This window comes from Corynebacterium tuberculostearicum, from assembly GCF_046097465.1.
Classification (GTDB): Bacteria; Actinomycetota; Actinomycetes; order Mycobacteriales; family Mycobacteriaceae; genus Corynebacterium; species Corynebacterium tuberculostearicum_I.
Genome location: NZ_CP175799.1, coordinates 333,107 through 358,225, shown reverse-complemented (window position 1 = coordinate 358,225; position 25,119 = coordinate 333,107). Strand labels below are relative to the sequence as shown.

Sequence of the window (25,119 nt, the reverse complement as noted above, 5' to 3'; positions counted from 1 at the left end):
TCACGATATCGTCCATGGTTACCTTTTTGTTATCTTCGCTTATTTGGAGCTACCCCAACCGTGAATTTTTCTGATTTCACATTCCACGCTGCAGCCCTCGGCCGGTTCGTGCCGGCGCTTCTTAACGCCGGACTCGTCAGCCACCAAGGCGGCGCGAAGGCCCAGCTCAACCTGCTGCCGAACCTGGCCCGCTACCGCTTCACCACCGCGCGCGAGATCGAACAGGGCTACCTCGCCTGCCCGGAGCGCTTGGCGCTTATCGACGACGACGGCACCCTCACCTACCGCCAGCTGCGCACCCACACGCAGGGCTTCGCCCGCTACCTCCGCTCGCTGGACCTGCCCGAGATTCGCCTCGGCGTCATGGCGCGCAACGGCCGCGGCATCATCATTCCGCTCGGCGCCAAGGGCTATGTGGGCGCTTCTATTTACCTGCTCAACGTGGGCTCCTCCCCGGAGCAGCTGGCCGGCTGCATCGAGGAGAATGGCATCAATGTGCTCGTCGTGGATGATGAGTTCATCGACCGCGTGGACACCGATATCCCGGTCATCATCGCGCACGATACCGGGGCAAGCGAGCTGCCGAAGTTAGACAAGATTGTGAAGAACCCACCGGCCGTGGAGCTGCCGCGCTTCCCCAAGCACGGCCCGATTGTGCTCATGTCCTCCGGCACCACCGGCATTCCGAAGGGCATTGTGCGACCGGAGCCGACCCTGCCGGTGGTGCTGGCCTCCATCGTGGATACCATTCCATGGCGCGCCGACCAGCGCCTGCAGCTCACCGCCTCCATTTTTCACACCTGGGGCTGGGCCTGCATCAATATCGCGCTGGGCCTACGCAATACCATCGTCACCCGCCGCGTATTCGACGCGGAGCAGGTGCTTGACGATGTCCAGCGCTACCGCCTCGATGGCATGATTTCCTCCCCCATCTTTTTCAAGCGCTTGGTGGAGCGGGACCCAGCTGGCGAGTTCGATACCTCGAGCCTGCAATTCATCGCCTCGGCCGGCAACGCGCTGACCCCGGAGGTGGTCAAGGAGACCAATGAGCGCTTCGGCGCCATCCTGTGCAACGTGTACGGATCCACCGAGCTCGCACTGGCGACGACCGCCACCATGGATCAGGTGGCCGCCAACCCCACCATCGCCGGGCGCGTAGCCTCGGGCACGAAGCTGCGCATCCTCGATAAGGAGGGCCACCCGGTTCCGCGCGGCGAGGTGGGAGAGATTTACCTGACCAACTCCACTGCAATGACCGGCTATACCAACCCGAATCTGCGGCTCAATAAGGTAGACGGGCTCATCTCCATCGGCGATTTGGGCTACATCGACGAGCATGACTTCCTGCACGTGGTCGGCCGCGCCGATGACATGATCATCGTCGGCGGCGAAAACGTCCACCCGCAGTCCGTTACCGAGGTCCTCGAGGCCATGCCCGGCATCCACGAGGTGCATGCTGGCGGCGTAGAGGATAGCGAGACCTTCCAGCGCATCGCCGTGTGGGCGGTGCCTACTGCCGACGCCGCCGGACAGGCCCTCACCGCCGACGCCATCCGCGACTGGGTCCGCACCAAGCTCGCCGATCACTCCGTACCGCGCGACGTACATTTCCTGGCCAAGCTCCCGCGCAACGCCACCGGCAAGGTGGTCCCGCGCCTGCTTGATAACCACGGCGAAGCTTAGCGCGCCGCCCCCCACAACGCGCTTTCCCCAAAACCGCAAAAGGCCGCAGGCTATACACCTGCGGCCATTGTGGAGCCGCCTGCGAGAATCGAACTCGCGACCTTTTCATTACGAGTGAAATGCTCTACCGACTGAGCTAAGGCGGCGCGCTGCTCGGCATGCGCCAGTGCAGCAAGAGAAAGTTTAACCTAGGGGCGCCGCGGAATAGAAATCGGGCCCCACCTACAGGCACGCGCGGCGCAGGCGGCCCACCAACCCATCGAAGGCAATCTGCGTGCCGACGTTTTGGGTGAGCTGCTCGCGGCACAACGTAATGGCCGCTTGGCACTCCAGCAGGCCTTCTTCGCTCACGCGCTGCGCGATCTCACCAGAAAGTCCAGCGAAATCCGGGTGGGTGAGATCCACCTGCGCGCCCACCTTCTGCATGAGCGCATCGCGGTAGACGCCAGAGAGATCAACAAGCACGAGGTCCAGGTTGTCGATCACGCGGCGCTTCGCCCGCTTTTTGTGCTGGTCCTGCAGATCCTTGATGGCGGAGCGGGCGTCGCGCTGCGCCTTGGCCGCACCTTTGCCCTTCGCACCCACGCCGAGGGTCTGTTCCAGTTTCGCCAGCTCAGCCTCTTCTTGTTCCTTGTGCGACTCCTTCGCCTCTGAGTCCACCAATTTCAGCAGCGAGGTCACCGCCTGGAAGCCCTGGGAGCCGTGGAAGACCTCCTCTGCCAGGTTGATGGCCACCGCGCGGCGTTTTTGCACCGCTGGGTCGTTGACCAGGCGCCGCGCCCGGCCGACGTGGCGGAGGGAGGTGAGGGCGGCCAAGTGGGCGTCGTGATCCGAAGCGCCCTCGCTGACCAACTGGGCGGTAATGCTCTCCACCGACGGGGAGGGAATGTAGAGGTGGCGGCAACGCGAGCGGAGGGTCTGGGAGAAGTCCTCGGGGGCGTCGGAAGGCGCGCACATAATGATCACGGTGCGCGCCGGCGGCTCCTCCACCGTCTTGAGCAGGGCATTCGCACCGTTATTGTTCAGGCGGTCGGCGTTATTGAAGATCACCACGCGCCAGGGCGCCACCGTGGGCAGGCTCGCCGCGCGGCCGATGACCTCGCGCACCGTATCCACGGGAATGATGACCTCCTGTGGATCCACGAGGACCAGATCGGTGTGCTGTTTGGTTTCTAGCACCGCGCGGCAGGCCTCGCACCGGCCGCAGCCCGGCTCCTCTGGGTCCGTGCACATGAGCGCGGCCGCAAAATCGATGGCGGCCAAGGAACGGCCCGAGCCCGGCGGGCCGGTAAATAGCCAGGAATGGCTCATCGCCCGCGGGTCTGCCCCCGGCATCCCCCGAGCTGCCCGGGCGGCGCCCAGGATAGTGCGGGCCACACCTGGGGTATCTGCCAATCTTTGCGCAACGCTTCCGGTATTCACTCGCCCTAGCCTACTGGTCTTACTAAAGTATGAAAGCATGAACAGACTACTGCGCGGCGCACGATGGCTCATGGGTACCCAATGGCCGGTCTACGCCGCCTTAGTCCTTGGCGCGAACCTCATCGGCGCTATCGCGATCATGACCTTTGTCCTTTATTTCCTACCGATGCCGGAGATTAAGGACTTTGCCGCCGAGCTGCCCAGCCTGATGGGCGTCGCCGCGGTGTACCTCATCTTTGCCGTGGTCATCGGCATCGCCGTCACCCTGCTGCTATTCCGCCCGGTGCTGGACTGGCAGCGCAACCCGGACGAGCACGATCCGAATATGGTGCGCAACCTGGTGCTGCGCATCCCCGTCTACCAATCCGTGGTGGCGGCCGCGGTGTGGCTCATCGGCATCATCCTGGCCGTGGTGATTTCCGCCCGGGAAGCTGCCAGCCTCGGGCTCGTCGTGGGCGTGTCCGCCACCCTGGCCGGCCTCGTGGTGGTCATCTTGACCTACCTGCAGGCCGAGCGTCTCGTGCGCCCGGTGGCTGCCCAGGCGGTGGCGCGCCGCTTCGAGGACGCCACCCTGGAGCCGCCCATCAAGTACCGCCTCATTTCGACCTGGCTGATGACCTCCGGCGTGCCTCTGGTGGGCATCTTGCTCGTGCTCATCGCACAGCGCACCGGGCTCTTCTCCGGCACCGCAGGAGACCTGGTTCCCGCCATCACAGCCCTGGCACTTACCGCCCTGGCCACCGGGTTTATCGGTACTAGCTTCGCGGTGATGAGCGTGGTGGACCCGATCGTGGAGCTCCAAGACGCCATTAACCGGGTGCGCCGCGGCGAGAACAATGCCGAGGTCGATATCTATGACGGTTCCGAGCTGGGCGTACTGCAGGCCGGCTTCAACGAGATGATGCGCGGTCTGCGCGAGCGCCAGCGCGTGCGCGATATCTTCGGCCGCTACGTCGGCGCCGAGGTGGCGCAGCGCGCCCTAGAGGAGCGCCCCGAGTTGGGCGGCGAGGACCGCAAGGTCGCTGTGCTCTTCATTGACGTCATCGGTTCTACTACCTTCGCCGTCAACCACTCCCCCGAGGAGGTAGTGGAGGAGCTCAATAAGTTCTTCGAGCATGTCGTCGAGGTGGTGCACCGCAATAAAGGCATCATTAACAAGTTCCAGGGCGATGCCGCCCTCGCCGTTTTTGGCGCGCCGCTCAATGTTTATGATTCCGCCTCCATGGCGCTGCAGGCCGCCCGCGAGCTGCGCGGCGAGTTGCGCGGGCTGGAGCTGCAAGCGGGCATCGGCGTGGCGGCGGGGCACGTCGTCGCCGGGCACATCGGCGGCGCGGACCGCTTCGAATACACCGTCATTGGTGACGCCGTGAACGAGGCCGCGCGCCTAACCGAGCTGGCCAAGGACACCCCGGGCCAGGTGCTCACCAATGCCGCCACGCTCAAGACCGCCAATGAGGCCGAGCAGGCCCGCTGGACTATGATGAAATCCATTGAGCTGCGCGGGCGTCACCGCATGACCCAGCTGGCTCGCCCTATCCGCGCTACCCTGGCAGAACGTTCCGAGGTATAACGAGGTTTTTCAGTGAGCTCAGCTCCCCGGCCCCGCATGATCGTGCCCGATGTGGCGCGCGGCATGGCCCTTCTAGGCATCGCCATGGCCAATATGACCACGGCATGGATCATCACCACCGACCAGCCGGGCAGCTATTTCGGCGGCATCATTGATGGCAGCGCGTGGGATAAGGCGGCCGTCGTCTTCGGTGCCTTCTTTGTCCACAACCGCGGCCTACCCATGTTTTCTACCCTGCTCGGCTTTGGCGTGGGGCTCATTGCGATGAGTCTGTGGCGGCGCGGGTTTCCGGTGCGGGCGGCGCGCTGGGTCATCGCCAAGCGCTATGCCTTCTTGGCAGTGATGGGTGCGGTGCATATGGTGCTGCTGTTTTGGGGCGACATCATGTTCTTCTATGGCGCGGCCGGAATCGTAATTGCATTCCTGCTGCGCAAGCGGGATTCCTCCCTCATGCTCGTGGCCTATATTCTATTCGCACTGTGCGCGCTGGGCGGGATTGTGGCCTTCATTTCCGGCGCTATGGATCCCCGCGGCGTGGTGGCTACGGAAGGCATCGGCACCATCGAGTCCTACCCCGATTTGCTGCTCAGCCAGCTTGTCACCTTAGGCAGCCAGGCTTTGGCCACGCCGATCATTTTATTGATGTACCTGCCCGTCATGCTGGTGGGCTTTGTGTGGGCGCGCCAAGGCGTGCTTGCCGACGTCCCCTCTCACCGCTCCACCCTCCTGCGCTGGGTCGCCGTCGCGGTGGTCATTACCGTGGTTATCGGTACCTTGTGGTCTTTGAGCACGCTTGGGGTCATCGAGCAGCGCTGGGCGAATGCAGCCAATAATGCCAACGCTTTCATCGGCGTCTTCACTGGCCCCGGCATCCTGGCCGGGCTCGCGTTGGTGCTGCAGCCAGTGCAAGAAAGGCTCTCGGCTGGCGCACCGCTGCCCGCGGTACTGTGGCCCTTTGCGGCGCTGGGCAAGCGCTCCATGAGCGGCTACGTAGGGCAGTCCGTTCTCTTTTTCTTCCTCGTGCACCCATTCACACTAAACTTCGGCCACGATCTGGGCGCCTTCGGCCAAGCCGCGCTGGCCTTCGCGGTGTGGCTGGTCACGCTTATCGGGGCCTGCGTGCTGGAAGTCTTCGACCTCCGCGGGCCGTTCGAGGCGGTGCACCGCCGGCTGTCCTACGGTCCGACGATGCAGCCGCAGCTACCGCGTGCGGCACAGGCCATCGAGAAGCAGCAGATGGCCGACCGCTAGGGCGCCCGCCTCGGCCGCGCCCACTAGGCGCGCCCCCTGCTTCCGCTTACCGCGATAGTGCTGCGCGAGCGCCGCGCGCAGGGCCGTCAGCCCCTCGGCCGCAACGAGCAGATTGGCGCCGTGGCTGATGCCCTTGCCGGCATCGGTGCGCAGCGCTGGATCTCCCGCCAATGCCGAGGTCGTGAGCACCGCCGCGCCGCCCACCGCGACCGCAGCGGCCGTCGGCTCCTTGCGAGTCGCGGCAACGCCCGCGCCCCATACGGCCGCGCGCAGGCCCCAACCCAGAGCATCATTGCGCGCGCCGCGGCGATATAGGCTCCACGCATAGGCGGCATGGCTCGCCGTTACGGCCGCCACGCCGAGCACCGAAGGACGGGTCAGGGTGCGGGCCTTTTCCACCTGGCCAATAGCTCCGGCTATAACTCCGGCGCCAACGGCGGGCTTTTCGCGTACCGAGGCCCAAAGCTGCGGCCGCGTTTTGATGGTGAGGGCGCGCCGCAGGGCCGCGGCGCCTTCTTGGGTGCGGGCAAGAAAATCGTTCATGCCCGCCACCTTACGCGGTTACTTCTTGCGCGAGCCGGCCTTTACCACGTTCTTCGTGCCGGGCGAAGGCTTCTTAGTTGCTTTCTTGCCAGCCTTCTTCGTGGACTTTTTGGTGGCCTTCTTGGTTGCCTTCTTCTTCGTCGTCTTCTTAGAGGACTTCTTGGTGGACTTCTTCTTGGTCTCCCCGGAAGCTTCCTTGGCGCGGCGCTCGGAAAGGAGTTCGTTCGCGCGGGCGTCGGTAAGCTGCTCCGGGTCATCGCCGCGGCGCAGGGAGGCGTTGGTGGTGCCATCGGTGACATAGGGACCGAAGCGGCCGTCCTTGACGGTCATGGGCTTGCCGGAGACGTCGTTATCGCCCAGCTGCTTAATCGGCGGCTGGGCCGCTGCGCGGCCGCGACGCTTCGGCTCGGCGTAGATGCGGCGAGCCTCATCCAAGGTGACGGTGAAGATCTGCTCTTCCTTGGCCAGCGAGCGCGAATCGGTACCCTTCTTCAGGTACGGGCCATAGCGGCCGTTCTGCGCGGTGATCATCACGCCGTCGTCCTCGCCCACCTCGCGCGGCAGGGAAAGCAGCTTAAGGGCCTCCTCCAAAGTCACGGTGGAGGGTTCCATGGAGCTAAACAGCGAAGCCGTACCCGGCTTGAGCTTGTTCTCGATGTACTCCTTGACGCGCTTTTCCTTCTGCTTCGCGGCCGTCTTGGTTTCCCAATTCTTGGCGCGCTTGCCTTCTTCGGCGCGTTGCTTGTCTTCCTCGGCGCGCTCCTTAGCGACGACCTCCTCAGCCTCGCCCTCGGCCTTCTCCCGCTCATCCTCACGGACGACCTCGGTGACATACGGACCGAAGCGACCCTCCTTGGCCACAATCATGCGGCCGTTTTCTGGGTTCTCGCCCAGCTCGCGGCCGCCCTGCGGGGTGGCGAAAAGCTTTTCCGCCAGCTCCTCGTTCAGTCCATCCGGGGTGACGGTTTCGGACAGGTTAGCGCGCTGATACTCGATGCTGCCGTCGTCGTTAGTGCCAACGGCGCGCTCGATGTACGGGCCGTAGCGGCCCACGCGGACGAAGACGTCGCGGCCCTCGGTGTCAGTGTAGAGGCGCAGGGAGTTGACCTTGCGGGCGTCGATGGCTTCCAGGTTGACGTCGATAAGCGACTTCAAGCCACCATGACGGGCAATAGAGGCCGCCTTTTGCTCGTTGGCCTCGGCGTTGCCAAAGTAGAAGCCGTTAAGCCAGGCGGTACCGTCCTCGATACCGGTGGCAATCTGGTCTAGCTCGTCTTCCATGGAAGAGGTGAAATCATAGTCCACCAACTCGGTGAAGTTCTCCTCCAACAGGCCCACGACGGCGAAGGCAACCCACGAAGGCACCAGCGCATTGCCGCGCGAGACCACATAACCGCGGTCCTGGATGGTCTTGATGATGGACGCGTAGGTAGACGGGCGGCCGATGCCCAGGTCCTCCATCTTCTTGACCAGGCTGGCCTCGGTATAGCGCGCCGGCGGGTTGGTGGAGTGGCCCTCGGCGGAGACCTCCTTGGCGGTCAGGGCGCGGCCCTCCTCCAAGTGCGGCAGGCGGGTCTCGCCCTTCTTATCACCCTTGGCGTCGTCCGCGCCGTAGGCCTTCAGGAAACCGGGGAAGGTAATGGTGCGGCCGGTGGCGGAAAATTCCACGTCGTAGCTGCCCTTATCGGTGGCGGCGGTGCCGGCCACGGTGACCTTCATGGAGGTTCCCTTGGCATCGGCCATCTGGGAGGCGACGGTGCGCTTCCAAATCAGGTCATAGAGCTTAAACTCCTCCGCATCCAACTGGCCAGAGAGCTGGCCCGGGGTGGCGAAGGACTCGCCGGCCGGGCGGATAGCCTCGTGGGCCTCCTGGGAATTTTTCACCTTGCGGTCATATACGCGCGGGGAATCAGAGACGTATTCTGCACCATAGATGCTGGTAGCGGAATTGCGCGCAGCCGACAGGCCCTGCTGAGAGAGCGAGGTGGAGTCCGTACGCATATAAGTAATGTGGCCGTTTTCGTACAGGCGCTGCGCAATGCGCATGGTGCGCTCGGAAGTAAAGTGCAGGCGGCGGCCGGCCTCCTGCTGCAGCGTCGACGTCATAAACGGCGCATAGGGCTTGCGCGTATAGGGCTTGTGTTCGACCCCAGCGACTTCCATGCCCGCGCCTTGGAGCGCAGACTCCAAGGCCTTGGCCTGCGGCTCGGTGATGACGATGACGTCTTTGCTCTTGACGTTTCCGCGATCATCAAAGTCGCGGCCCAAGGCCACGCGCTTGCTATTGACGGCAGTAAGGCGGGCGTCGAAAGTAGCGGGGTTGTCCGCGTCCGCAGCGCCGGTATCCAAGGTGGCAACCAGATCCCAGTAGTCCGCGGGGATGAACGCCATGCGCTCGCGCTCACGCTCGACGATGACGCGGGTGGCCACCGACTGCACTCGGCCGGCAGAAAGCCGCGGCATAACCTTCTTCCACAGCACCGGGGAGACCTCATAGCCGTAGAGGCGGTCGAGGATGCGGCGAGTTTCCTGGGCGTCGATAAGGTTGTAATCCAGATCGCGGGTATTGTCCGCGGCCTCCAGGATCGCGGACTTGGTGATCTCGTTAAAGACCATGCGGCGCACCGGAACCTTGGGCTTGAGGACCTCAAGCAGGTGCCAGGCGATGGCCTCGCCCTCGCGGTCGGGGTCTGTTGCGAGGTAGAGCTGATCGCACTGCTTCAGCTTGGACTTGAGGTCCGCGACCTTCTTCTTTTTATCGGGGCTCACCACATACAGCGGGGCGAAGTCATCTTCCGGGTTCACGCCGAGGCGCGCCCAGGATTCCTTCTTATACTTAGCCGGCACATCCGCAGCGCCGCGGGGAAGATCGCGGATATGGCCCACGGAGGCCTCCACGATGTAGTTATCTCCGAGGTAAGGCTGAATCTTCTTCGCTTTCGTCGCCGACTCGACGATCACCAAGGTCTTTCCCGGCCCGGCTGCTTCTGCCACTTCGACTTCATCCCTTTCGATGATGCGAACAATAAGGTATGCACGCTTTCAGCAATCGCCCCTAGCGTACACAGTTGATCTGCGTTTCCTTTCTCGCACCATATACGCGGTTCTGCCCAAAGGCCGTTTTCAGGGGCACTATGTACCCCCACGGAACGGGTCTATACTGGCCTACTTAGAACGCCCAGTAGCTGTGAAAGCATTGTGGGGCACGATAGCACACCCAAGACGACGCCCGCGGAGGATTCATGGTTGACACCATCACTATGTGGATCGAAACCGTCATGTCCACAGAGTGGATCTACCCGCTGGTCGGCGCGCTGATCTTTGGTGACTGCTTCTTCCCCGTCCTGCCTTCTGAAATCCCGCTCAATATGGCCGGCGCTTGGTCCGGCTCCCAGGGCTTTCCGCACCTGCCCACCATGTTTTTCGTGGCGCTCATTGCCGCCATGATGGGCGATAATCTCTGTTTCCTACTGGGCACGCGCTTTATGCCCCTGCTCCAGCGCGTACCTAAGGGATCGAAGGCCTACGAGGGGCTCAACTGGGTCAAGCGCAATATGCGTCGCGGCGGCGGTGCGGCCATTATTATTGCCCGCTTCATTCCTTCAGCGCGCCTGTTTATGACCATCCTGCTGGGGTCGATGCGCTTCCCGTGGATCGTCTTTGTCTTCTTCGACACCATCGGCGTCGCGCTCTGGGCGGCCCAGGCGCTCGCCATCGGCTACTTGGGCGGCATGGCCTTTTCCAATTCGCCCGTGCTGGCTGTGGTGGTCAGCATCATCGCCGCGGTCATTATCGGCGTGAGCCTGCAGAAACTGCAGAATAAGTTGACCGAGTGGTGGGATACCCGCCGCGGCTACGCCGAAACTCCGTAGCAGGAAGGCCATAGGGGGAAGGCCATAGCGGAAAGGCCTTAGCGAGGGAACGGGCCGCCTAGATGACGGACACGGACTGGGCCTGTTCGCCCTTCGGTCCGGAGCCTACCTCGAAGGTGACCTGCTGGTTTTCTTCTAGGGTGCGAAAGCCGCTGCCCTGGATCTCGGAGTAGTGGACGAAGATATCGCCTTCGCCGTCCGCACGCTCGATGAAGCCGTAGCCTTTTTCAGAGTTAAACCACTTAACGGTTCCTTGTGCCATGGTGTGCAGTCCTTTTCTTGATTAGCGGTGCGGCGATTCCGCGCCGAGGGGTTCGGTAAATGCGTCCTTTAGCAGTACCTTAAAGTGTAAACACCGCACCAAGACATCATTGGCCTCATATCAGTGTGACACGTTCCACGCCAAAGCGATAGGCCTAACCCACGAGGGGGTAGAAATTGGCTCACCCGGAAACGGATAATCCCCTGGGAGAAGAGCTGCTCGAGTTCATCCAGCGCCGCCTCGATGAGTCCACGCTCACATTTCACACCACTCTGCCGCCGCAGCGTGCGCAGTATGCCGAGTGGCCCGAATGGGTGCTGCCGCAGTTGCGGGAAAAGTTGGTAGAAGGGGGCGTCGGCAAGCTGTATAGCCACCAAGCGGAGCTGGCGCAGGCGGCCTGGGCCGGTGAGGATGCGGTGATTTCTACCGGTACGTCCTCGGGAAAGTCCCTGGGCTACCAGCTGCCCATTTTGAGCCGACTGGCGCAGGATCCGACCGCCTGCGCGCTGTATCTCACCCCCACCAAGGCCCTAGGATCGGACCAGCTGCAGGCGGTGCTCGAGCTGTGCCGGGGCATTCCGGCGCTCAAGGGCGTAGTGCCCTCGCCCTATGACGGCGATACGCCGCAAGAATCCCGCGCGGGCGTGCGTGATCATTCACGGTTCATTTTCTCCAACCCGGATATGGTACATATGTCGCTGCTAGCGGCCCATGCGCGGTGGGCGCGGCTGCTGCGGCACCTGGAGTTCATTGTCATCGATGAATGCCATTCCTACCGGGGCGTGTTTGGCGCGAACGTGGCGCTGGTGCTGCGGCGCCTGCTGCGCTTGTGCGCGCACTATGGCTCGCGGCCGACGGTAATTTATGCCTCGGCCACTATGAAGGACCCGGGCCGGCATGCGCAGCGCCTTACCGGCCGGCCCGCCCGCGCGATTACGGAGGACACCGCCCCCACCGGCGCGCGCACCGTGGCGCTATGGGAACCGGGTTTTATCGAGGGGGCCGAGGGCGAGCACGGGGCGCCGGTGCGCCGCGCCGCCACCACCGAGGCGGCCGAGATGATGGCCTCCTTCATCGCCGAGGGCGCGCGCACCATGACCTTTGTGCGTTCGCGCCGCTCGGCCGAGGTGGTGGCCATGCGCGCGGCCGAGGTGCTCTCCGGCAGCCTCGGCCGGCCCGATTTTGCCCAGCGCATCGCCGCCTACCGCGCCGGTTACCTGGCCGAGGACCGCCGCAAGTTGGAGCGCGCGCTTGACGACGCCTCCTTGCTCGGCGTCGCCACCACCTCCGCCCTCGAGCTGGGCATCGATGTCGGCGGTCTCGATGCCGTGGTCACGGCCGGCTTCCCGGGCACCGTCGCGAGCTTTTGGCAGCAGGCCGGGCGTGCCGGCCGCCGCGGGCAGGGCTCGCTCGTGGTGCTCGTTGCCCGCGATGAGCCGATGGATACCTACCTGGTCCACCACCCCGAGGCCCTGCTGGGCCGGCCGGTGGAGGCCAGCGTTTTCAATCCGGCCAATCCGTATATCCTCTTCGGCCACGTCTATTGCGCCGCAGTGGAAAAGCCGCTGGATGATGCCACGATTGCCGCCTGGGGCGCGCAAGACGTGGTTCACCAGCTGGCCGAATCTGGCTTGCTGCGCCGCCGCGCGCGCGGCTGGTTCGCCGTGCCCATCCCCGCCCATGCGCCGGAAGAGCTCTCCCCGGAGACGGCGCATACCGCGGTGTCGCTGCGCGGCGGCGCGGGCGAAGAAGTCATGATTGTGGATTCCTCCGACGGACGCCTGCTCGGCACCATCGACGCCGCCCGCGCTACCAGCCAAGTCCATCCCGGCGCGGTATACCTGCACCAAGGCGAAAGCTTTGTCATCGAGGAGCTCATCCTCAGCGATTACCTGGCCCTGGCTCGGCCCGAGGCCCCGGACTATTCCACTACTCCGCGCTCCACCACGGATATCCGCATCCTGCGCGAGGCCGATAACCTGGTCAATTACTCCCCAGGGCTGTGGGTGGCGGACGTGGAGGTGGAGGTCACCGACCGCGTCACCGGCTACCAGGTGCGGTTTGCCGACGGCACCATTGGCGATGACATCCCTCTCGATCTCCCCGAACAACGCCTAGTCACCCGGGCGGTGGCCTATACCATCGATCCGATGGCGCTTTCCGCCATGGGTGTGACGGCCTCCGATACGCCCGGCACCCTACACGCGGCCGAGCACGCCGCGATCGGCCTGCTGCCGCTTATCGCCACCTGCGACCGCTGGGACATTGGCGGCGTGTCCACCGCGCTGCACCCCGATACGCAGCTGCCCACCGTCTTTGTCTACGACGGCCACCCCGGCGGCGCCGGTTTTGCCGAGGAAGGCTTCCGCCGCTTCCCCGAATGGATCGCGGCCACTTTCGAGGCCGTGCGCTCTTGTCCGTGCGAATCCGGTTGCCCGTCGTGCGTGCAATCGCCCAAGTGCGGAAACGGGAATAACCCGCTGAGCAAGGACGGCGCCATCAAGCTACTGGGTGCGCTGGTCACCATGACGCAGGGCTAGCCGCAGCTTAAGCGGTTTTGCCTTCTTCTTCATTTACTCGCTGCGCCCGCGCGTATTCATAGTCGGCGCTGCGCTGCAATAGCTCCTCACGCCGATGAGGGAACCGCTCCAATATGATGCGCTGAATTTCCGCCGCTGCACGTGCGCGAGTGCGCCGCACTTCCGGATTCGGCTCATAAAAAGGCGAGCCTTGCGGATGCCTCATGGAGCATCGCCTCTTTCTTCTTTCGGGGCAGATTTGTCGAGCTCACCCTCTTTAAACTCTTGGGCAAAATCCCACAGCGTGTTGATAAAAGGGGAATCTCCTTCAACGTCCGATAATAATCCCAGAATTGTGGGGAGAAAATACCATCCAGTAATTCTTTCGGCGGTATTCCCGCCAAGCGATAAAGCCTGCTACGGCTGCCACTGCGGTGGGGATAAGGCGCACTACTGCTTCCTGCCAGGTCATACCGGCCCGGCCTTCGCTTGAGTGGACCGGCCACGGACTGTGGCGGTGACAATGACGTCGCGGCCGGATTCGGTGCAGGCTTCTAAGGTGGCTCCGTTGAGCGCAGCGGTATCGCGCGCGGCGGCACAAGCATCTTCACCCGTAGCGAGGGCCCAGGCACCGGCAACCGCCGCGAGGTCGGCCGCCACCTGAGCCTCGTGGCGCGCGGCCACCCGCGAGCCCACTGCCGCCACGATAAGCAGCAGGCTCACGATGGCGACGATGATGCCGGCCGCAGCAATGGTGGCATAGCCTTCCTCGCCGCAGCGCTGCGGCCTACTCATTTCCGCCCACCTCGGCCGGAAATACCGCCTCGGAGCGCATGGTGCCGACGGGGGCGTCGACGCTTACCGACGCCCTCACCAATCCACCGCTTTCTTCCACGCTGACCTGGGCATCCTCGCGCGGGGGATGGTATTCGACGCCGATGGCGTGCGAACGCGCGGCCGCGCCCGCCATGTCCACCGCGGCGATATAGGATGCCAGCGTGGCAATGGCACCCACGATTCCCGCCGCGACCAAGACCAGGGAGCTTAAAGCCAAGGCGGCCTCGATGGTCACGGAGCCATCGTCATCAAATACCCTGTGCATCTTTCCTCCTTTCTGCCGGCAGGCTGGGCCCGCCGGCCGTGGTTAAAGAGCGTCGCTAGCTCGGGGTGTTCGAGAGGGCGTCGGTAATGATGCCCTCGATGGCATCGACCACCCCGCCGCCGTTGATGACCATGTAGAGCACCCCGGCAAGCGCGGCGGCCGCCAGAGATCCCATGGCATATTCGATGGTGCTCATCCCCTCGTCATTGCGGATGAGCTGGGAATACTTATTAAGTGCGTGCATGATTAGTGTCCTTTCATGTGAGGTTTAGAGAAGTTGTGCGCCCAAACTGATAACTACGGGCGCAAGTCCTAGAACGATGAATGCTGGCAGGAAGCACACCGCCAGCGGGAGGGCGATAAATACTCCTGCGCGCTCCGCCTGCGCCGTGGCGTGGGCGGATGCTTCCGCGCGCAAAGAAGTACAGATTCGTTGACATCCGGCCGCGATGGTGGCGCCGGATTGGCCCGACATGATGACAAGCTGCGCTAAGTCCTCCAGCCCCGCATGGCTCTTCATGTGGCCCCACGCGGACTGCGCGGGAACGCCCACGCCGAGCAGCGCGGCGACGGTCTCCCACAGCTGCTTGGTCTGGGCATCCGCGGTGCGGGCCACCGCGGTGGTGGCGCCGTGCACGGATAGCCCTGCGGCCAAGCATGCTGCAAAGAGCTCGACGTCGCCGGCAACTGCCAGTGGATCCAGCGGTGCGGCGGGCTTGAGCTTGCTTATCAGTCCCCCGCGCGCGGTCGGGCCATCGCGCGGGGTCTTGGCGGTGGTCTCGGTTGCGCTGGCAGGTGCCAAGCGGGCGGCATGCGGCGGCAGGCCGATAAGGGCGGCGAGGGCGATAAAGATGAGCGGGGTCATGCGGCCGCCTTCCGGATAATGACGCGCGACCAGGCGAATCCGCCGCAGGCCAGCGCCACACCCACCACGAGGAGGATGCCGCCTAATCCGCCGCCTAAAAGGAAGCCGAGGGAGTTGGCACCCATGGCCCCGCCCATGGCGATGCCGGCTATGGGCAGGCACGCGAGCACCGTGGCGGTGGCTTGGGGGCCTTGCAGGCTAGCGGCGGTGGATTGCTGGTGGCGTCGGGAAGCGTCGAGGCGGCTTTGGGCTTGGTCGAGCAAGCTGGCCACCGCAATGCCGTGATAGGTAGAAAGCTCTAATAAGTGACCTAAGCGGTGAAGTTCTGGCAGGGCCTTGCCGCTCTGCGCATCTATCAGCGCCATGTGCGGCGGCGCACCGCGCGCGGCGAGAGCGGCCGTGGACTCTAGTGCTGCGGATACCTCGCGCGGGGTGGTAGCTGGCAGGGATTCCACGCCACGGGCGAGCGCCCCAGCTAGCGTTGCCCCCGCACGCAGGTCCGCGGTGACGACGCCCAGGTAGGCGGCCAGTCCCTCGCGGCCGCGCCGCTCTGCCCGCGCGGCCACTAGGTCTTTGACGTACCAGGACACGCACCACGCGATAATGGCGGCGGCGAAAGCGATGCTGATGCGGCCCACTGAGTAGAAGACCAGGCTGCCGCAAAAGACTGCACCTAGGATAACCACGGAGCTGGTCTGTGCCCGGCGCGTGGCTGAGGCCAAGCGGCCGGCACTCGAGGGCGCGGGTATAAGCAGCGCAGCGGCAAGGATGAAGTAACTAAGCATGGCTGGCCTCCCCGGCAGGCTCTCCCAGCAGCTGCGCGGAGAATTCCGCGAAGCCTTCTGCCGGGCCATCTGCGGCGCTCCAGATGATGCGCGGGGTCACTGGGTTTCCCTCGAGCACACCGATATGGGCGAGGCGGCGGCCCTGTGGGGTGCGCTCCATGGTCAGCACCATGTGCACAGCCGCCGCCAATTGCGAGTGCAGAGCCGCGCGGTCCAAGCCGCCGAGGGCGGCGAGGGCCTCCATGCGGGCTGGTACTTCAAAGAGGGAATTGGCGTGCAGCGTGCCGGCGCCGCCGTCGTGGCCGGTGTTGAGCGCGGCGAGGAGATCCACCACCTCGCGGCCGCGGATCTCGCCCACCACGATGCGGTCTGGCCGCATGCGCAGCGCTTGGCGCAGCAGTTGTGACATCGTGACCTCGCCGCTTCCCTCCGCGTTAGCCCGGCGCGAGACCACGCTGACGCAGTGCGGATGGTGTGGGGAAAGCTCGGCGGTGTCCTCGATAACGAGGATGCGTTCGCGCTCGGAGACGGTTCCCAAAAGCGCGGAGAGCAGGGTGGTTTTGCCGGAACCGGTGCCGCCGATGACGAGGAAGGAAATCCGCTTGTCCACCACGGCGCGCAGCAGCGCCGCGATGTCTTCTGGCAGCGTGCCATTGTCTACCAGCTGGGGCAAGGTGGTCTGCGCTTGGCGCAATACGCGCAGGCTCAGGCAAGTCCCGGCAACCGCGGGCGGGCTTAGCAAGGCGTGGACGCGCAGCACGACACCATCGGGGCGAGTAACGCGGCCATCGGCAAAGGGCTGCGCATCATCGAGGCGCGTGCCTGAGGCTGCCGCAAGCCGACTGGCCAGCTGGCGGACCTCGGCATCATCGCGGAAGGTGATATCGGTACGCTCTAGGCCTTCGCCGCGGTCCATGAATACCGCGTGTGGCCCGTTGACTACGACGTCTGTGACTCCCTCGCGCCCCAGCACCGCATCGAGAGGCCCCATCCCGGTGGCGTCTTGGCGCAGGCGGCGCAGCAGGTCAAGCACCGCGACGTCACTAATCACGCCGGCTTCTGCGCGAATGCGCCGGGCCAGGGCTGCCGCATCATGCACCACGTCAGGCTCAGCGGCGATGATGCGCTGCATCTTTTCCAGCGTTTCTTGTGCTGCTTTATGCTCGCTCATGCGCCGACCTCCTCGAGGACCGCGCGGGCGGCCTTACGCAAGGGTGCGGGGAGGCGCTGCGGCAGGCCGCCGATTTCTACCGCGCGCGTGAGGCCCCGGAGCGTCGGCAATTCTGCCAGCACCGTGCTGTGGACGATGCGTTCTACTTCCGCCGCGCTTAACGACGCCCACTGGCGTTGCCGCAGCACCACCACGCACCTGCGCCGCGCGGCATCGAGACGCACCAGGAGTTGCGCGGCCGACGCGGCCGATCGCACCTCCGCGGCCACCACGATGACCACGTGAGTACAGGCATCCGGGATAGTCTCCGGGGTGCAATCCACCACGCATACCCCTTCGCCCGCATGGGCCGCCCCTACCACCCGGGCAAGCAGGTCCTTGTCCAAGCGGAAGGGATCCGCGACGGTGCTGCGCGCGGCCGAGAGCACCGCTACCCCATCAGGCGTGGATGGCAGCGCGCGGTAGAGATCTGCGGCATCGATGCTGCCATCGCCCACGGTAAGCTCCGGCCAGCGCGCCCCCGGTTCCGCTTCTACGCCGAGCAGGAGGTCGAGGCCACCGGAGTATGGGCGGGCGTCGACAAGCAGGGCGCGACCGTCGGCTGCGCACTGGGTGCGGGCCAGCGCGGCCGCGAAGGTCGAAGTACCCACCCCACCGCTCGCGCCCACCACGGCGATGGTCGCGCTGCCCGGCCGCGCTTCCTGCGGCGCGCCCGCCGCGGCAATGCTCGCCAGCAACTCCTTCACCTGGGCGGGGATAATAAAGGCGCTCTCCGCGTGGCAGGCGAGCGCCGCCTCGTAATCGATCGGCCCGGGGTCCGCGGCCAGGAAAAGCACGGGCGCAGACGCAGTGTGGGTGCGCTGCGCTGCTGCCACCACGCGGGCCATAAGGGAATCAACCAGCACCGCATAGGCGCCGGGCAAGCTGCGCGGGACATCGCGGGGATCGGTTACGGTCAGCACATCGTGGCTGGTCGCAGCCGCGGCGTGAACGGCCTCGGCGCGCAGCGCTTCGTCACCAATGGCGACGATGATGACGGCGGAATCAGGGTGTAATGCGTTCATGCCTCATAGCCTGAAGCATTCGCGCCACCGCAGCGAGGCTCCGGCGGCAGTGCTGTGGATAACCCGCCAGAAGTCACCATGTGGACCTAGTTTGGTTGTCGTTTCAACCAAAAATCTGTGGATAACCCGCTCCGCACGGCGGTAGATATAGGTGACGGCCCGCGCATCGGGGGGGTGTGCGCGCGGGCCGTCAGTAACCCGGCCTCGGGGGGGTGAGCCGGGGCAGGCCGCACGGTATATCGGGGCCTTGCACGCATTATTATGACATGTTCGCCACCCAATCACAACAGCTAACAGCAGATTTCCGCGGCCACGGCGCTGACCTGCACCGAATGCATGTTCACTCAGCGCCACCCCCCACGCGGGTTCCTAATCCCACATTAGTGGCATACAAATCACCGTTAACATCAGTCACTTCTACACCAGTACGCGCTTAGGGCGGCTACACTCGGCAGCACATCATGACTACTTCCCGCGAGCCCCGTCATCCCCGCCGCGCCGCCACCACCCGCGCCGGCGGCGACCCCGCACGCACCGCGGCGTTTTTCGATCTGGACAAGACCATCATCGCCACCTCCTCGGCCTATGCGTTTGGCCGCGAGTTCCTCCACAACGGGCTCATCTCGCCGGCCGAAGCACTGCAGTTATCCCTTGCTAAGGCCAGCTATATGTTCTCCGGCCTGACCAGCGAAGGCATGGATTCCACCCGCGACCAGCTCACCACACTGGTCACGGGCTGGTCCGTGGACGAGGTGCGCGCCATCGCCCGCGACACCATGCATCACGTGGTCACGCCCTCCATTTATGCCGAAGCCCGCGAACTCATCCGCGCCCACCGCTCCGCTGGCCACCACGTGGTCATCGTCTCTGCCTCCGCGGCCGTGCTGGTGGACATCATCGCAGAGGAACTCGGCGTCGAGCACGTCATCGCCACCGAATTGGCAGAGGAAAACGGCCGTTTTACCGGCGAGGTGCTCTTCTACTGCAAGGGCCCCACTAAAGCAGAGGCCCTGGAGCGGACCGCAGCGGCAGAAAACCTCGACCTTGCTGCCAGCTACGCCTACTCGGATTCCGCTACCGATATCCCGATGCTGGAAAAGGTAGGCCACCCCGTCGCCGTCAACCCTGACAAGCAACTAAAGCGCCACGCCCTCGCCCACCACTGGGAGATCCGCTCCTTTAAGGACCCGGTGCCGCTCCTGCCTGCACCAACCGCCAAGGAAATTGGAATCGGCGCCTCCGTTCTGGCAGGAACCGCGGCAGTTATTGGCGCTGGCCTGTGGCTCGCCCAGCACCCGGGCCGCCCTAGCCTGCCCAAGCGGGGCCCACGGCGCGCCTCTTAGGCCGCGCGGGCAATCGCGTCGGCTTCTTTGCCACCGGCGGCCCAGGCGGCGAGGTGGGTTAAGAGGGCGTCGGCAAGCGCGGTGCGATAATTGCCCACCGCGGCGGCATATTCGGCGCGGTGGCGGGTGTAGTAGACCTCGGGCACGGCGAAACCGCGCGGGTCAAAGCCCGTATGCACCGCGGCGAGGCGGGAGGCAACGCGGGCGACGAGGCCACTGCGAGGGCCAAAGAACTCGCCGGCGGCAATCTCGGCATGGACCACACTCGGCAGCAAGAGATCGAAAGCGGGACCGCCACCCTGCGCGATGAGCCGGCCTAACCCTTGCAAGCGCGCACTCTCGCCGGCCGGAATGCCGGTACCGCCGGCCGCGACGTCAATGCGCGCCAGTACCTGCAGCGGTGCCCGGGCAAAGGATCGCACCGTGCCATCTAAGAGTTCCGGGGCGGCCACGGAATAGGCGCTGACAGCGCTGGCCAGCGGCCCTTTTTCCATATCTTCCGGTCCCGGATGTGGGGGATGGCGTGGCCGTCCAGCGCCACGCTGGCACGGGCGCCGCGCATGAGGGACTCCGCAGAGATGACCTCAAACTTGCGCAATCCTGCAGGTCGGCGGTGTGCACGAGCAATGGCAGCGGCGGCCTTTTCTGCACTTTCTTTCACCCCCGGCAGGCGAAACAGCGGGGATAACGCGTCATTTTCTGACATATCCATTAGGATAGCCGTGGAAGTCCCTAAGTATGCGTGGCACCATGGGATAATAGTGATTCCATTATTATTGGGGACATTACAAGGTTTAGATAAACGCGAGGAGAATTAATCGTGAGCAACGATGGACTTTTTACCGACGGTACTGATCAATTTGCACCGAAGGTGAACTCGATCCCTTTGAGTGACGTGGATACGTCCTCGTCCGAGACCTCGGTAGGCCAGCTGGTCTCCAACGCCACCGAGCAAATGTCCCAGCTCGTGCGCTCCGAGGTGGAGCTGGCCAAGACCGAGCTGGCAGAGTCCGCTAAGAAGGGCGGCATCGGTGCAGGCCTCTTCGGCGGCGCAGGCACCATCGCGCTGTATAGCTCCTTCTTCTTTTTCTTCTTCCTGGCCGAGCTTCTCGCCGTCTGGCTGGACCGCTGGGCTGCGTTCCTGATCGTCTTCTTGATCATGATCGTCCTCGCCGGCATCCTGGCTTTCGTTGGCCTGAAGAACGTCAAGCAGGTCAAGGCCCCGCAAAAGACCATTGACTCCACCAAGGAGCTCAAGAACCTGGTTCCGGGCAAGGCGCAGAAGTCCTTGGACCGTAAGAACACCCACGGCCTCTACACCTAAACCGGCAGGCGCCACGCGTACGTGCACCCCTCTATCCGCCCTAGCTAGCCTGGGGCGGATTTTGTGTACTTCCTCCCCCTTTTCTCTACCGTTTCTGCCCCAACTATAGAAAGGCGGCACCATGGCCTTCGCACCCCTGCCTCCCTCAACGGTGGAGCTGGATGGACCTTATGCGCATGAGTTCGTCCACACCCGCGGCATCCGCCTGCACGTCGCCACGGCGGGCGATAGCACGCAACCACTCGTGGTGCTCATCCACGGCGCTTTTGGCGGGTGGTTCGATTATCAGGACGTCATAGCGCCGCTTGCCCAACGCGGCTTCCACGTCGCGGCCGTGGATATGCGAGGCTTTGGTATGTCCGATAAGCCGCCCATTGAGGCGGGGCAGGATATCCGCACTTTGGTGGGCGATATTAGCGGGCTCATTCAGGCCTTGGGCCATGACGATGCCTTTGTGGTGGGCGCCGATACGGGCGGCGCGGTGGCATGGTGTTTGGCCGCAGAACGCCCTGAGCGGGTGCGCGGCCTGGCCTCCATATCCTCCGCCCACCCGGTGGATCTGCGCCGCGCGATTGCCGCCCGGCCGTGGGATTTTGGCTGGATTAATCTGCGCTCGCTGCTGTGCCGCCTGCCGCGCGTTACCCGCGCCCAAAACCTGCTGCTTAGCCCCCGCGCCTACCGCAAGGAGCTGGAGCTGGATACGGGGCCTTTGCTTGCCGACGCCACCCTAGACCGCATCCTCGATCTCCGCCTGCGCGCCTCCCGCATCGGCAGCGTCAGCCGTGGAATCTTGTGGAACCACCGCATGCGCACCGCCGTGGTTCCCTTGACCTGGGTGGAACTGGCAGTAGAGCGTCCCGTTCTCTTCATCCACGCCCAACAGCGACTGTGGAACCCTGTGGTCCGCCGCGCCGCCTCGCGCGCCCGCCGCGGATTCACCGCCACGACCGTCCCCGGCGCGAAGAACCTTCCGCACTTGGAAGCACCGGCGGATTTCGTTTCCATGCTGGCGGCCTGGCTACAAGAACATAACTAGTGCGCCACGCACTCCCCGGTATCAACCGGGTGGGTAAGCTGCGTGATGTCTCCGATCTGGGCGTTGACCTCATCGGCGGTTAAGGCATAGCCCGTCTCGGAATCATCCACCGAGGCGCCGAAGACCACGCCGAGGACCTCGCCGGCCGTGTTGACCAGCGGCCCGCCGGAATTTCCTTGTTGGATCTTGCCGCGCACGGTGTAGGAATCGCGTTCCACGCGACCATGCGAGTAGATATCCGGGCCGGAAATGGTGATGCGATCGCGCACGCGCGCCATCTCGGCGTCGAAAGGCCCGGAGTGCGGGAAGCCCATGACCATGGCATCATCGCCCGTCTGGGCCGGGGCCTGGGCCCATGGCAGTGGATCGATGCCCAGGTCGCGCGAGTGCAGCACCGCCACATCCACATCCGGGTTGTAGTAGACCACGGTCGCGTCCTTGAGGCCCACCTTGGTATCCAAGCGCACGGTCTGCGTGCCGGCCACGACGTGAGCATTGGTGATCACGTAGTCATCGGCCGCCACGAAGCCGGAGCCCATGAGGCGGCGGGAGCACTCTTCGGCGTCGCCAAGCACGTGAATGATGGACGGCCGCATACGCAGCAGGAGATCCGGATCCTCCACGTCTGGGTCCGGCTCTTCTACTTCCTCGGTGCTAATCGAGTTTTGCCACGGCGAGACCAGCGGCGGCAGGCCGGACTCGTTGAGCATCGCCGCCACCCCATTGGGCAGCGACGCTACCCGCGCTGGCGCGGCCGAGTTGAGGTTGCTCAAGATGCGGGAATCGCGCAGGCCCTGGCCGGCCGCACCGCCTAAATTGGTGGCCACGGGGATAGAAATGAGCCACATAACCACCAAGGCGGCAAAGGCCTGGAAAATCGCGCCCACGGCAGAATCGAGGCGCTGCGTCTTGCGCGCCTTCATGCGATCGCGCACGCTGCCGCCCAACGAGGACCCGATAAGCTGCCCGATGCCCACAAAAAGCACCAGGATTCCCACCAATAGCAGCAAGCGCAGCGAGGGCTGATCCACCAAGCGCAGGGCGGCCGGGGCCACGGCAATGCCTAGCACTACCCCAGCGCCCACGCCAATGGAGGCCAATACCGCCGCGAGGGCGCCATTGCGCCACCCGCTCAGGAGCGCTATGAGGACGGCGACCACAATCAGGCCGTCAACGATGAGCGCAGGAGTCATGGCTATGGGTTCTTTCTATCTGGGGTTTAAGACGTATACGTACCGCGGCACCAGCGGTTAGGACATCTTCTCATTATTGCGGGAGTTTGTGAGGGAGTCACGCAGGTCCATGACTGAATTGTTATCCCATGGAACGCTCCACCCGGCGTGTTGCAATAGTGCCGAGAGCACGCCGGCGGTAAAGCCCCAAATGACGTAACCATTGGCGTGAAATGCTGGTCCCTGCCACTTTCTAAAGCCCACCATGAAGCGGTTGCGCGGATCGACCAGCTCCCGGATAGGCACGAGAAACACGTCATCGGTTTCATCGGGGCTGGCGGGATAGACCTCCCCCGGCTGGGTCCAATGCGCCAAAATGGGGCTCACCGGATTGCCGGTGGCGCGGATATGCAGCTGCTCCCACTGCTCCAGCGGGGTCACGGAGTTGCGCTGCAGATCCGTTTCCTCCCAGGCTTCCCGCAGCGCGGTATCCACCAAGGAGGTATCGGCGGGATCCCGGCGTCCGCCGGGAAAGGCAATCTGGCCCGAGTGCGAGCGCATGGACGGCGAGCGATGCGTGAGCAAAATACTGGCCTCCTCCGCGCTCTCGCCGCTCAGCAGCATGAGCACGGCTGCTTCCCGCTTGACCGGCACCTGCACATTAGTGCCATTGAGGGACGAAGCCTGGCGGTTGCCAATGAGCTCTTGCACCTGGCTGGGGTCTACCCCCAGCGCCGGCTTGAGCCATTCTGGCGTGCGCTCGGGAAGGAGTTGACTCATGCCGCAATCGCCTCCTTCACGGCCTTTTCAATCTCCGCTGCGGAGCTAAACGGCTGCGCAAATTGCTTGCGCACCTCACCGTCCTTGAGCACCACGGTCACCGGCACCACGCCCGGCAGGCCCAGCTCACCGGCAAACTTATTATCCGAATCCTGGAAGCTCGGCAATTCCACGCCCAAGTCATTCAAGAAAGCCGCACCATTTCCTGCGTTCTTATCCGCGTGCACGCCTACGACCTGCCAGTCCGAGTGCGCGTCCGCCACATCCTGCAGGTAGGGAAGTTCCGCGCGGCACGGATCGCACCACCACGCCCACACGTTAACCACGGCTACGCCCTGATCGGCGGGCTTTCCGGTGGCCGCACCGCCTAGGCACTCCAGCTCTACCCCAGCCACGGTGCCGGCCGGGCAGTCCGGGCGCTGCGGGACTTCTTGCGAAGGAGCCTCGCTTGGCGACGCCTCCTCGGATCCGTCCCCGCCCCGCAACTGCGAGACCCCAGCTACCGCGATAACGGCAATGAGGATCGCGGCAATCACCGTGCCAAGGACGTAGTTCTTCATACCGTTAGCCTAGCGCCCACGAGCGGCTGGACACATATCCCGCAGAACGCATGCTTCGCATTCCGGCGTGCGCGCATGACATACTTGGCGCCCGTGAAAGATCACGCGGTGTGAAAACATCGTCCACTCTTCCTCCGGCACGAGCTTAGCGATGTCCCGCTCAATCTTGACCGGAGTCTTCTCCCCCGTCAGCCCGAGCCGCTGCATGAGGCGGCCGAAGTGCGTATCCACGGTCAGTCCGGGGATCCCGAAGGCATTTCCGAGCACCACCAGTGCGGTCTTGCGACCAACACCGGGCAAGCTGGTCAGTTCCTTGACCGTGCGCGGGACTTCGCCTTGAAAATCTGCCACCAGCTTCTCCCCGATGCCCAAAAGGTGTCCCGCCTTGGCGCGCTGAAAGCCCAACGGCCGCAGGATTCTCTCCAAGTCCGAGCGCTGCGCAGCCGCATACTCCGCCGCCTCGGGGTAGCGGGCAAAGAGTTCAGGGGTCACCGAATTCACGCGTTCATCCGTGCATTGTGCGGAAAGAACGGTGGCAATGAGCAGCTGCAGCGGGGTGTCATAATCCAAGGCACACCGTGCATCCGGATACTCTTGCGCCAAACGCCGATTTACCTCCGGTGCGCGCAACTCCGGCGCGCTGGCCGCTGACAGTGCTGAATTCATGGGGTTTAGCTTAGTAGACTAGGAAAACATGATTTCACTCGTGATTCTGGTACCACTTGCCATCGCCCTTTTCGCCCTCCTGATGGAAAAGCTCGAGGCAGTCGTTTTCGCTGACTAGGCCGCAAAACT

Annotated in this window: 24 protein-coding genes, 1 tRNA gene and 1 pseudogene; 8 read left to right on the top strand and 18 right to left on the bottom strand. The window is 64.2% G+C overall.

Going from position 1 to position 25,119, the window contains the following annotated elements; all coding sequences use genetic code 11:
* The first annotated feature begins 60 nt into the window (after positions 1 to 60).
* Entirely contained in the window at positions 61 to 1,683 is a 1,623-nt protein-coding gene (locus ACKFRX_RS01675) for an AMP-binding protein (protein WP_408928032.1), read from the top strand.
* 70 nt (positions 1,684 to 1,753) lie between these two features.
* Here the strand turns inward: ACKFRX_RS01675 and ACKFRX_RS01670 are convergent.
* Positions 1,754 to 1,829, bottom strand: a tRNA-Thr gene (locus tag ACKFRX_RS01670).
* Between the two features lie 76 nt (positions 1,830 to 1,905).
* Positions 1,906 to 3,144 carry a DNA polymerase III subunit delta' gene (locus tag ACKFRX_RS01665; RefSeq protein ID WP_250409513.1) on the bottom strand — a complete coding sequence of 413 codons (1,239 nt, stop codon included), beginning with the start codon at positions 3,142 to 3,144 and terminating at the stop codon, positions 1,906 to 1,908.
* On the opposite strand from ACKFRX_RS01665, the gene ACKFRX_RS01660 reads away from it, so the two are divergent.
* Both ACKFRX_RS01660 and ACKFRX_RS01655 read left to right on the top strand, forming a co-directional pair.
* Positions 3,143 to 4,675: an adenylate/guanylate cyclase domain-containing protein gene (locus tag ACKFRX_RS01660; protein ID WP_408919312.1), complete on the top strand. Its 1,533-nt coding sequence runs from the start codon at positions 3,143 to 3,145 to the stop codon at positions 4,673 to 4,675. The genes ACKFRX_RS01665 and ACKFRX_RS01660 overlap by 2 nt on opposite strands.
* 12 nt (positions 4,676 to 4,687) lie before the next feature.
* Positions 4,688 to 5,926, top strand: coding sequence for a DUF418 domain-containing protein (locus ACKFRX_RS01655; protein ID WP_408919313.1), 1,239 nt, complete (start codon positions 4,688 to 4,690; stop codon positions 5,924 to 5,926).
* Here the strand turns inward: ACKFRX_RS01655 and ACKFRX_RS01650 are convergent.
* Both ACKFRX_RS01650 and topA read right to left on the bottom strand, forming a co-directional pair.
* Positions 5,876 to 6,469: a hypothetical protein gene (locus tag ACKFRX_RS01650; RefSeq protein WP_408919314.1), complete on the bottom strand. Its 594-nt coding sequence runs from the start codon at positions 6,467 to 6,469 to the stop codon at positions 5,876 to 5,878. The two genes, ACKFRX_RS01655 and ACKFRX_RS01650, sit on opposite strands and share 51 nt — an antisense overlap.
* 18 nt (positions 6,470 to 6,487) lie before the next feature.
* Positions 6,488 to 9,463, bottom strand: a complete 2,976-nt coding sequence (gene topA / locus ACKFRX_RS01645) for a type I DNA topoisomerase (protein WP_408919315.1) — start codon at positions 9,461 to 9,463, stop codon at positions 6,488 to 6,490.
* A gap of 248 nt (positions 9,464 to 9,711) precedes the next feature.
* Between topA and ACKFRX_RS01640 the strand changes: the two genes are divergently transcribed.
* The gene (locus tag ACKFRX_RS01640) at positions 9,712 to 10,341 is read left to right on the top strand and encodes a DedA family protein (RefSeq protein ID WP_408919316.1); all 630 of its coding nucleotides are present in this window, start codon (positions 9,712 to 9,714) and stop codon (positions 10,339 to 10,341) included.
* Positions 10,342 to 10,399: 58 nt separating this feature from the next.
* Here ACKFRX_RS01640 and ACKFRX_RS01635 read toward each other — a convergent pair whose 3' ends face one another.
* Positions 10,400 to 10,603 carry a cold-shock protein gene (locus ACKFRX_RS01635; protein ID WP_005323097.1) on the bottom strand — a complete coding sequence of 68 codons (204 nt, stop codon included), beginning with the start codon at positions 10,601 to 10,603 and terminating at the stop codon, positions 10,400 to 10,402.
* A 176-nt stretch (positions 10,604 to 10,779) separates the two neighbouring features.
* Between ACKFRX_RS01635 and ACKFRX_RS01630 the strand changes: the two genes are divergently transcribed.
* Entirely contained in the window at positions 10,780 to 13,143 is a 2,364-nt protein-coding gene (locus ACKFRX_RS01630; protein WP_408919317.1) for a Zn-binding domain-containing protein, read from the top strand.
* A 7-nt stretch (positions 13,144 to 13,150) separates the two neighbouring features.
* Here ACKFRX_RS01630 and ACKFRX_RS01625 read toward each other — a convergent pair whose 3' ends face one another.
* The 8 genes from ACKFRX_RS01625 to ssd all read right to left on the bottom strand — a co-directional run bounded on the left by ACKFRX_RS01625 (position 13,151) and on the right by ssd (position 18,109).
* Positions 13,151 to 13,348 (bottom strand): hypothetical protein, encoded by a 198-nt coding sequence (locus ACKFRX_RS01625; RefSeq protein WP_005327148.1) that lies wholly within the window; start codon positions 13,346 to 13,348, stop codon positions 13,151 to 13,153.
* A gap of 242 nt (positions 13,349 to 13,590) precedes the next feature.
* Complete coding sequence (locus ACKFRX_RS01620; RefSeq protein ID WP_408919318.1) at positions 13,591 to 13,917, bottom strand: Rv3654c family TadE-like protein; 327 nt, start codon at positions 13,915 to 13,917, stop codon at positions 13,591 to 13,593.
* Positions 13,910 to 14,224 (bottom strand): hypothetical protein, encoded by a 315-nt coding sequence (locus ACKFRX_RS01615; RefSeq protein ID WP_005323101.1) that lies wholly within the window; start codon positions 14,222 to 14,224, stop codon positions 13,910 to 13,912. Before ACKFRX_RS01615 ends, ACKFRX_RS01620 begins: the two co-directional genes overlap by 8 nt.
* A gap of 55 nt (positions 14,225 to 14,279) precedes the next feature.
* Complete coding sequence (locus ACKFRX_RS01610; RefSeq protein WP_005327144.1) at positions 14,280 to 14,468, bottom strand: DUF4244 domain-containing protein; 189 nt, start codon at positions 14,466 to 14,468, stop codon at positions 14,280 to 14,282.
* Between the two features lie 24 nt (positions 14,469 to 14,492).
* Positions 14,493 to 15,089 (bottom strand): type II secretion system F family protein, encoded by a 597-nt coding sequence (locus ACKFRX_RS01605; protein WP_408919319.1) that lies wholly within the window; start codon positions 15,087 to 15,089, stop codon positions 14,493 to 14,495.
* Positions 15,086 to 15,874, bottom strand: a complete 789-nt coding sequence (locus tag ACKFRX_RS01600) for a type II secretion protein F (protein WP_408919320.1) — start codon at positions 15,872 to 15,874, stop codon at positions 15,086 to 15,088. The genes ACKFRX_RS01605 and ACKFRX_RS01600 overlap by 4 nt, the downstream gene beginning before the upstream one ends.
* Positions 15,867 to 17,045, bottom strand: a complete 1,179-nt coding sequence (locus ACKFRX_RS01595; protein ID WP_408919321.1) for a TadA family conjugal transfer-associated ATPase — start codon at positions 17,043 to 17,045, stop codon at positions 15,867 to 15,869. Before ACKFRX_RS01595 ends, ACKFRX_RS01600 begins: the two co-directional genes overlap by 8 nt.
* Positions 17,042 to 18,109: a septum site-determining protein Ssd gene (gene ssd, locus ACKFRX_RS01590; RefSeq protein ID WP_408928031.1), complete on the bottom strand. Its 1,068-nt coding sequence runs from the start codon at positions 18,107 to 18,109 to the stop codon at positions 17,042 to 17,044. Before ssd ends, ACKFRX_RS01595 begins: the two co-directional genes overlap by 4 nt.
* A 461-nt stretch (positions 18,110 to 18,570) precedes the next feature.
* Here ssd and ACKFRX_RS01585 point away from each other — a divergent pair, with 461 nt between their 5' ends.
* Entirely contained in the window at positions 18,571 to 19,452 is an 882-nt protein-coding gene (locus ACKFRX_RS01585; RefSeq protein WP_408919323.1) for an HAD family hydrolase, read from the top strand.
* Here the strand turns inward: ACKFRX_RS01585 and ACKFRX_RS01580 are convergent.
* Positions 19,449 to 20,164: pseudogene (locus ACKFRX_RS01580) on the bottom strand (oxidoreductase). The gene ACKFRX_RS01585 and the pseudogene ACKFRX_RS01580 overlap by 4 nt on opposite strands.
* Positions 20,165 to 20,272: 108 nt before the next feature.
* On the opposite strand from ACKFRX_RS01580, the gene ACKFRX_RS01575 reads away from it, so the two are divergent.
* Together ACKFRX_RS01575 and ACKFRX_RS01570 are read left to right on the top strand one after the other, a co-directional pair.
* Positions 20,273 to 20,776: a phage holin family protein gene (locus ACKFRX_RS01575; protein ID WP_005323120.1), complete on the top strand. Its 504-nt coding sequence runs from the start codon at positions 20,273 to 20,275 to the stop codon at positions 20,774 to 20,776.
* 121 nt (positions 20,777 to 20,897) lie between these two features.
* The gene (locus ACKFRX_RS01570; RefSeq protein WP_408919324.1) at positions 20,898 to 21,812 is read left to right on the top strand and encodes an alpha/beta fold hydrolase; all 915 of its coding nucleotides are present in this window, start codon (positions 20,898 to 20,900) and stop codon (positions 21,810 to 21,812) included.
* Here the strand turns inward: ACKFRX_RS01570 and ACKFRX_RS01565 are convergent.
* The 4 genes from ACKFRX_RS01565 to nth are packed head-to-tail and all read right to left on the bottom strand — an operon-like array spanning position 21,809 to position 24,990.
* Positions 21,809 to 23,005 (bottom strand): MarP family serine protease, encoded by a 1,197-nt coding sequence (locus ACKFRX_RS01565; RefSeq protein WP_408919325.1) that lies wholly within the window; start codon positions 23,003 to 23,005, stop codon positions 21,809 to 21,811. The genes ACKFRX_RS01570 and ACKFRX_RS01565 overlap by 4 nt on opposite strands.
* A 57-nt stretch (positions 23,006 to 23,062) precedes the next feature.
* A complete protein-coding gene (locus ACKFRX_RS01560; RefSeq protein ID WP_200435925.1) occupies positions 23,063 to 23,764 on the bottom strand; it encodes a CoA pyrophosphatase in 702 nt (233 codons plus the stop codon).
* A complete protein-coding gene (locus tag ACKFRX_RS01555) occupies positions 23,761 to 24,324 on the bottom strand; it encodes a TlpA family protein disulfide reductase (RefSeq protein WP_408919326.1) in 564 nt (187 codons plus the stop codon). Before ACKFRX_RS01555 ends, ACKFRX_RS01560 begins: the two co-directional genes overlap by 4 nt.
* A gap of 9 nt (positions 24,325 to 24,333) precedes the next feature.
* Positions 24,334 to 24,990, bottom strand: coding sequence for an endonuclease III (nth, locus tag ACKFRX_RS01550; RefSeq protein WP_408919327.1), 657 nt, complete (start codon positions 24,988 to 24,990; stop codon positions 24,334 to 24,336).
* Positions 24,991 to 25,119 lie beyond the last annotated feature (129 nt).

Excerpts from the sequence above, each read along its gene's own strand:
- ACKFRX_RS01600 (WP_408919320.1), bottom strand. The coding sequence starts at position 15,874 with ATGCTTAGTTACTTCATCCTTGCCGCTGCGCTGCTTATACCCGCGCCC.
- ACKFRX_RS01585 (WP_408919323.1), top strand. The coding sequence starts at position 18,571 with ATGACTACTTCCCGCGAGCCCCGTCATCCCCGCCGCGCCGCCACCACC.
- nth (WP_408919327.1), bottom strand. The coding sequence starts at position 24,990 with ATGAATTCAGCACTGTCAGCGGCCAGCGCGCCGGAGTTGCGCGCACCG.
- ACKFRX_RS01640 (WP_408919316.1), top strand. The coding sequence starts at position 9,712 with ATGGTTGACACCATCACTATGTGGATCGAAACCGTCATGTCCACAGAG.
- ACKFRX_RS01620 (WP_408919318.1), bottom strand. The coding sequence starts at position 13,917 with ATGAGTAGGCCGCAGCGCTGCGGCGAGGAAGGCTATGCCACCATTGCT.
- ACKFRX_RS01610 (WP_005327144.1), bottom strand. The coding sequence starts at position 14,468 with ATGCACGCACTTAATAAGTATTCCCAGCTCATCCGCAATGACGAGGGG.
- ACKFRX_RS01625 (WP_005327148.1), bottom strand. The coding sequence starts at position 13,348 with ATGAGGCATCCGCAAGGCTCGCCTTTTTATGAGCCGAATCCGGAAGTG.
- ACKFRX_RS01615 (WP_005323101.1), bottom strand. The coding sequence starts at position 14,224 with ATGCACAGGGTATTTGATGACGATGGCTCCGTGACCATCGAGGCCGCC.
- ACKFRX_RS01555 (WP_408919326.1), bottom strand. The coding sequence starts at position 24,324 with ATGAAGAACTACGTCCTTGGCACGGTGATTGCCGCGATCCTCATTGCC.
- ACKFRX_RS01650 (WP_408919314.1), bottom strand. The coding sequence starts at position 6,469 with ATGAACGATTTTCTTGCCCGCACCCAAGAAGGCGCCGCGGCCCTGCGG.
- ssd (WP_408928031.1), bottom strand. The coding sequence starts at position 18,109 with ATGAACGCATTACACCCTGATTCCGCCGTCATCATCGTCGCCATTGGT.
- ACKFRX_RS01560 (WP_200435925.1), bottom strand. The coding sequence starts at position 23,764 with ATGAGTCAACTCCTTCCCGAGCGCACGCCAGAATGGCTCAAGCCGGCG.
- ACKFRX_RS01665 (WP_250409513.1), bottom strand. The coding sequence starts at position 3,144 with ATGCTTTCATACTTTAGTAAGACCAGTAGGCTAGGGCGAGTGAATACC.
- ACKFRX_RS01660 (WP_408919312.1), top strand. The coding sequence starts at position 3,143 with ATGAACAGACTACTGCGCGGCGCACGATGGCTCATGGGTACCCAATGG.
- ACKFRX_RS01605 (WP_408919319.1), bottom strand. The coding sequence starts at position 15,089 with ATGACCCCGCTCATCTTTATCGCCCTCGCCGCCCTTATCGGCCTGCCG.
- ACKFRX_RS01595 (WP_408919321.1), bottom strand. The coding sequence starts at position 17,045 with ATGAGCGAGCATAAAGCAGCACAAGAAACGCTGGAAAAGATGCAGCGC.
- ACKFRX_RS01635 (WP_005323097.1), bottom strand. The coding sequence starts at position 10,603 with ATGGCACAAGGAACCGTTAAGTGGTTTAACTCTGAAAAAGGCTACGGC.
- ACKFRX_RS01570 (WP_408919324.1), top strand. The coding sequence starts at position 20,898 with ATGGCCTTCGCACCCCTGCCTCCCTCAACGGTGGAGCTGGATGGACCT.
- ACKFRX_RS01565 (WP_408919325.1), bottom strand. The coding sequence starts at position 23,005 with ATGACTCCTGCGCTCATCGTTGACGGCCTGATTGTGGTCGCCGTCCTC.